The 6,163-nt window shown below is 71.0% G+C and carries 6 protein-coding genes and 1 pseudogene; 2 read left to right on the forward strand and 5 right to left on the reverse strand.

What is annotated here, in order from left to right:
* A pseudogene (locus FL311_RS40190) lies at positions 1-887 on the reverse strand (hypothetical protein); the annotation flags it as partial.
* 155 nt (positions 888-1,042) lie between these two features.
* Positions 1,043-1,240 (reverse strand): hypothetical protein, encoded by a 198-nt coding sequence (locus FL311_RS40195; protein WP_223749839.1) that lies wholly within the window; start codon positions 1,238-1,240, stop codon positions 1,043-1,045.
* 200 nt (positions 1,241-1,440) lie between these two features.
* On the opposite strand from FL311_RS40195, the gene FL311_RS40200 reads away from it, so the two are divergent.
* Together FL311_RS40200 and FL311_RS40205 are read left to right on the forward strand one after the other, a co-directional pair.
* Complete coding sequence (locus FL311_RS40200) at positions 1,441-2,214, forward strand: alpha/beta hydrolase (RefSeq protein WP_141332934.1); 774 nt, start codon at positions 1,441-1,443, stop codon at positions 2,212-2,214.
* Positions 2,211-2,783, forward strand: coding sequence for a TIGR02265 family protein (locus tag FL311_RS40205; RefSeq protein WP_141332930.1), 573 nt, complete (start codon positions 2,211-2,213; stop codon positions 2,781-2,783). Before FL311_RS40200 ends, FL311_RS40205 begins: the two co-directional genes overlap by 4 nt.
* A gap of 9 nt (positions 2,784-2,792) precedes the next feature.
* Here the strand turns inward: FL311_RS40205 and FL311_RS40210 are convergent, their stop codons facing one another.
* The 3 genes from FL311_RS40210 to FL311_RS40220 all read right to left on the reverse strand — a co-directional run bounded on the left by FL311_RS40210 (position 2,793) and on the right by FL311_RS40220 (position 5,865).
* Positions 2,793-3,959: an acetyl-CoA carboxylase biotin carboxylase subunit family protein gene (locus FL311_RS40210; RefSeq protein ID WP_141332931.1), complete on the reverse strand. Its 1,167-nt coding sequence runs from the start codon at positions 3,957-3,959 to the stop codon at positions 2,793-2,795.
* Between the two features lie 156 nt (positions 3,960-4,115).
* The gene (locus FL311_RS40215; RefSeq protein WP_141332932.1) at positions 4,116-5,165 is read right to left on the reverse strand and encodes a GNAT family N-acetyltransferase; all 1,050 of its coding nucleotides are present in this window, start codon (positions 5,163-5,165) and stop codon (positions 4,116-4,118) included.
* Positions 5,158-5,865, reverse strand: a complete 708-nt coding sequence (locus FL311_RS40220) for a hypothetical protein (RefSeq protein WP_228557407.1) — start codon at positions 5,863-5,865, stop codon at positions 5,158-5,160. Before FL311_RS40220 ends, FL311_RS40215 begins: the two co-directional genes overlap by 8 nt.
* Positions 5,866-6,163: the final 298 nt, after the last annotated feature.

Raw genomic sequence — 6,163 nt, forward strand, 5'->3', positions numbered from 1 at the left:
GAGGAACACCCGCCCCTGTCCAACACCTCCGAGCGCCGCACCGAGCGCCCCTGATACGAGCCGAAGCCCGTGAGCGTCAGCGCCACGCCGCCCCCCAACACCCCACGCACGCTCCCCGCGACTCCGCGAAAGGCCTCGTCCCAGCGGAAGTCCGGGGTGATGTCGGCCCCGCGCTCGTCCTCGTCACACGCCGAGGACGTCAGCAGGCACTCCCGCTCGAGCGCGCCTGGTGGACGCACGCCATCATCCGGAAGCACACCCTCCGGCGAGGGCAGCGCCGTGGTGTCCAGCGTGAGCCGCTGACCGAACCCCAGCCGATACGTGCCCACCAGCACCGAGGCCCGCGTCCCCATCCACCGCGCATGGAACTTGGGCAGCAACACCGCCGAGCCCGGCGCTTCCACCACGAGCGCCCGACTCCGGGCATCCCGCCGAGGCGTCCCCACCTTGCGACGCGCCCACACCGCGAGCACTCCGACGCGCAGCCCCCGAAGCCCCCCGGCCCGCATCCGCAGCGCCACCGGAGGCCCTCGCGAGTCCGACAGCGCGAACGCCGTCAGCAACCTCGCGTCCCCCGTCACGCGCTCCGAGTCCGCCCCCACCAGGAACGGCGCGACCCGCCGCGCCTCCGCCTCCGTCAGGAGCGCCGACGCTTCACCGGCGTCACGCGCACGCATCCACGCATCCACCTGCGCGTACGTGAGCCCCGGAAGCGAATGGAGCATGTCCCGCGTCGCCCGCTCCGGCTCGACGCCCGCCCGGCGCAGCGCCACCAGCGCCGCCCAGCTCTCCGCGGAGAGCGTCCCCTCTTCCATGAGCCCGAACAGCTCCAGCTCACCGTCGACGTCGGGCTCCACCTCGTACGGGGCCGCCCAGGCCGACGACATCCCCCACAGCCACAACCACCCCCACCACCCCAGGAACCGATGCACGCGGCGCTGGCACTGCACGCCACAGACCACGCTTCCCTACAGTGGTGCCCCATGCTTCCCGCATCCGGACCTGGGATTGAGCGTCCAGCCTCCGGACACCCCGCGAGGCCTCAGGCGAGGACCTGATGCCGCGAGTCCACCAGCAGCAGCTCCTCCATGACGGACCGGGCCGCCACCGCGCGAGCCAGCGCCGCCGCATAGCGCAGCCGCGCCTCGTCACTGCCATCCAGCGCCGCCCTCGCGCGCTCCAGGTCGGCCTCGGTCAACATCAGCAACGCGGACAGGTGCAGTCGGTTCAGTTCCAACAAGGGAGACTCCGGAGGGGGGCGGCCGCTGCCTTCCCAGTATGACAGGAAGCACCGACGGCCCCAGGTCCCCGTGGGGGCTGCACTCCCAGGGCCAGCCGGCCTGTCAGGCGGATGACCCCTCGGGTGTACGCCCCAGAACCCCTGGCCGCACGGGAGCGGGCGCCGGGGGCCCATCCATGTATGCTGTCGGCCGCATCCACATGGGCCACGTCCACATCGTCCGAGACCTTCCCTCCCCCCAGGAGGGCTTCTCCCGCACCGTGCGCATCTACACGCCGGACGCGTACGACTCGATGCCCTGGCATCGCTTCCCCGTGCTGTACATGCACGACGGGCAGAACGTCTTCGCCCATCCGGAGTCCGCGCTCTTCGACACCTGGTGCGCCAACCTCGCGCTCGAACAGGCGGTGGACTCGGGCCACCTGGAGCCGTGGATCATCGTCGCGGTGGACTCGGGCCAGGGGCGGCTCCAGGAGTACTCCCCCTGGGACGACACCACGGGCCGGGTGAAGGCGCGGGGCGAGTCCTACGCGCGCTTCCTCGCCGAACACTTGAAGCCCCTGGTCGACCAGCACTACCGCACCCGCGAGGGCGCCGAGTGGACGGGCGCCATGGGCTCGTCGCTCGGCGGGCTGATGTCGCTGTACCTGGGCTCGCGCTACCCGAACATCTTCGGCCGCATCGGCGCGCTGTCGCCCACCGTCATGTGGAGCAACAGCCGGCTGTTCTCCGAGTGGGGCACCCACCCGCGCCGCTGGACGCGCATCTACCTGGACGCGGGGGAGCAGGAGTTCATCCACGCCGACGGCGTCCCGCTCGACTACGGCCGCGGCACGCGCGCCTTCTACGAGCACCTCAAGACGCTGGGCTACGCGGACCACGAGGTGTCGCTGGTGCTGGAGCCGGGCGGTGAACACCACGAGCGGGACTGGCAGCGTCGGCTGCCCCTGGCGATGCGCTGGCTGCTGGCGTGAAGTCCGGCACCTCCGTCCCCCTCGAGCAGCGCATCGTCTACTCGCAGGTCGTGGAGGGCCTGCTGCAGCACGGGCTCTCCGGCCGCCTCTCGCTCCGGCTGCGACAGCGCCTCAAGCAGGCCGGCGTCGACGTCGACAAGCCGCTGCTGCCCACCTACCCGGTGGTGATGTGGAGCCGCTGCCTGCGCGTCATCGTGGAGGAGACCTGGCCCGGCCTCACGCTGGAGGAGGGCTTCCGCCAGCTCGCCGCCGCACACGTGGAGGGCTACGGACGCACGTTCATCGGCCGCGCGGTGTTCGGCGTCATGCGGCTGCTCGGTCCCCGGCGGCTGGTGCTGCGGCTGCCCCAGACGCTGCGCGCCACGGACAACTACACCGAGGTGCAGCTGGTGGAGAAAAGCCCCACCGAGTTCGAGATGCGGATGAACTCCGTGCTCGACACCCCGGGCTACGCGGAGTCCCTCTTCGAGAACATGCTGCGCGTGGGCGGCGCGGAGTCCCCCACGGTGACGACGCTGTCCGTGGAGGAGGGCCACACCACGTACCTGCTCACGTGGAAGGAGCGCTGAGACGCCGCGCTACTTCTTCGTGGCCTGGATGAAGCGCACCGCGTCCCGCATCGCGTCCAGGTCGGTGTGCCGGGACAGGTACATCTCCTCGCCCAGGAGGCTGTGGTAGATGGGCGGCAGCTCGCGGTGCAGCAGGAGCGCGGGCCCCAGCTTCTTCACCACCTCGTCGTGCGAGTGCAGGTAGCGCCGGCCGTGGCGCCTGGCGCTGTGACACACGTGGTAGCGCGGCGTGTAGCGGAAGTCCGCCACCGGGTCCCCCGTCATCACCCGCGCCCAGAGCCGGTACACGTCGATGTCGCACGTGTAGTTCATCATGTCCGGGATGAAGCCGCCGGGAGGCCGCAGGTTGGCCTCCAGCACCACGAAGCGGCCGTCGGGCAGCCGGAAGAACTCCAGGTGGAACCAGCGCTCGCGCAGGCCGAAGGCCGCCACCACCTGACGGCCGAGCACGTCCAGCGCGGGGGGAATCTCCAGGTGACTCCAGAAGGAGATGTCGCGCCGCTCGACCACCGTCTCCATGCCGCCGTCGCTGTACTCGTGGCTGAGCGTGAAGACGATGACGCCGTGGCGGTCCACGATGCCGTCGTAGGTGACGATGGTGCCGCGCACGAAGGGCTGCGCGACGTAGGTCGTGGGCAGCGGGTGGGCCAGGGCCGCGTCCACGTCCGCGTCGCTCGCGACCTTGAAGGTGTTGGCGGCGCCCACGCCCACGTCGGGCTTGAGCACCAGCGGGTAGCCCACGCGCGCGGCGAACTCCTTCACCTGCGCCGCGTCACGCACGCGGATGAGGTCCGGATGGGGCACGCCCGCCTGCTGGAACACCTGTGCCATGCCCGACTTCGAGCGCATGCGGTGGATGTCCCCGGGCTGGAGGCCGGGGACGTGGAAGTCCTCGCGCAGGCGCGCCTCCACCTCCAGCCAGGATTCGTTGAGCGAGTCGATGCGCTCCAGCCGCCCGTGGCGCCAGGTGAGGTAGCCCGCCGCCCGGGTGAGCGCGTCCTCGTCGTGCAGGCTGGGGACGAAGTAGTACTCGCGCAGCGAGTCGCGCAGCTCCTGGCGCAGGGACTCGTAGGGCGCGTCACCGATGCCCAGCACCGTCACGCCCCGCTCGCGCAGCGCGGTGACGAAGTGGAAGAAGTGGGACGGGAAGTGCGGAGAGATGAAGACGAAGTTCATGGCTCCTCGGGGCGACAGTCCCAGCTCTCCATGAACCATAGCGCGCCGGGCGCCTTCTCCCAGTTCCTTGTCGAGCCCCCCGAGGCCCCAGGCGACGGTAGATTCTACCGCCGCCGAGCGGGCCACCCGTGCGAGGAGACGCTCCCGCGGGGAATGTCAGCGCAGGTGCGTGAAGACGCGGGGCGAGGCGGGCCAGGCCACGTCCGGCGAAGGCATCAAGCAGACCGCGCGCATGCCTCCTGGCCATGGGACCCACCCGGACGCGAGCATCAGCCGGGTGGAGACCCAGGGGCCGCGGAGCATCGCGGCGCACTGGGCGCCTTGCGACACCATGTCCCGCATGGCCACGCGCAACAGCCGCTTGCGCTCGGGGCGCGGCACCGACGCGTGGAACGCCACCAGGTCCACCATGGCGATGGTCAGCGGCCCCCGGGCATTCATGGGGAGCGTGTAGTAGTTGACCAGGCCTCGCACCATGCCGTGCCGCTCCAGCACCAGGGTGCGCGGCACATCGCGATACTGGAGCTGGTGCGCCAACCGGTCCGGCGTATAGGCGTACCCCAGGCTCACCGGCTCCATCGACCGGTCCACCAGCGCCATGCACGCAGGCAGGTCCGTCGGGCGATAGGGGCGGACGTCATGGGCGTCCACGTCCACGGGACGCGCGCGGGGCCAGCGGCTCGCCAGGGTGAAGAGGGCCCGCTCGGGGCCCGAGGACGCCCAGCGGGCCACGGCCGCCAGGTCGAAGACGTGCAGCCACAACCCCAGGGAGCTGAAAGTCCGGGTGCCCTCCATCTTCTTCCAGAAGCGCTCCCCAGCCGAGCCATCCGCCAGACACCCCAGCAGGAGCGCCGCGCCCCGTTCGCGCAGCCGCTCAGTCATGGCGACCACCAGCTGCTGGCCCACGCGCTCACCCCGGAAGGAAGGGTCCGCGCTGAACCAGCTCCCGTACGCCCCCTCTACATCCCGCTCCCCGAGCCGCAGTCGGATGGGCTCCGCGAAGAAGACCCCGGCCAGCTTCCCGCGCACGTATGCGCCCAGCCGGTACTCGGGCGTGGCGAGCGGATTGCCGAAGAGCACCCAGTCGAGCAGGCGCGGCTGGAAGTCCGTCAGCGGCCCCTGGGCCGCGTAGTACTCGCCCCAGACGCGGTTGACGAAGACGGACGCGTCCTGGGCGTCCCCCTCGAACCGCCGCACCTCAACCATGGCGCTGCTCCCGGACCTCGGGAGCGACAGCGCTCTGAGCGGGATGGGGTCCGAACAGGTGCGTGAAGAGCGCCCGCGTCGGGGGCGTGAGCATCTCCCACGCGGGCACGTGGACGTGCTCCTGCGCCACGAGCACCTTCGCGTAGAGCGCCTCGTAGACGCGCTTCACCATGCCCGGGGCGATGGCGTCCACGTCGAAGGCGGGCACCAGCCCCACCAGCGTGTAGCCGCGGTCCTCGGCGTTGCGCTGCCCCAGCGGCGTCTTCAGCGTGGAGTAGTAGAGCACCACCTCCGCGCCGATGTTGCGCCCCACCACCTCCAGCGCCGAGGTGCCCAGCGAGCCGATGCCCACCCCTCGGCGCGAAGGCTCCACGACGCCCAGCGCCGCGGAGAGCTGGAGCCCTCGCACGTTGCGCTCCAGCGTCAGCAGGCCGATGATGTCCCCGCTTTTCTGCTCGCGACACACGATGGCGTACAGCGGCCGCTCGGGTGACTCGCCGCGCAGGTAGACCTCGCGCTCGTAGAAGGACGGGTCCAGGTGACGGCTCTCCGTGCCCACGCGGATGTCAGGGTACCAGGTGGACAGCAGCGTGGTGAGCCGGGGGATGTCGTCTCGCGAGAGCTGCTCGGCCGTGCAACCCACCGGCGTATCCAGACCCGACAACATCTCCTCGAGACTCAACCAGCGCATCACGTTCATGCGGCGCCACGGTAGGGTCGCGCGGCGCTGAACCAAGCGCCCGGCACGTGGAAACCCGCGAGGCTGTCTCTGAGACGTCAGCACGCTCCGGCAAGCGTGACGTGCTCCACAGCCCGCGCGTCACCGAGTGGTCAGCCTCCCCTTCCCCGCGGAAGCACCCGCGGCGCGGTGTCGATGGCGCGACGCGCGGATGCCTTCCGGGGGCCCGTACCTCGGTCCCGGCGCCTGGCGGAAAGGAGCATCTCTCCTGTCTTCCCGGGCATCCGCCGCCTTGCGCGCGCGGGGGCGGGGGCATGAC

This window comes from Myxococcus sp. AB025B (assembly GCF_006518215.1).
In the GTDB taxonomy this organism is placed as follows: Bacteria; Myxococcota; Myxococcia; order Myxococcales; family Myxococcaceae; genus Myxococcus; species Myxococcus fulvus.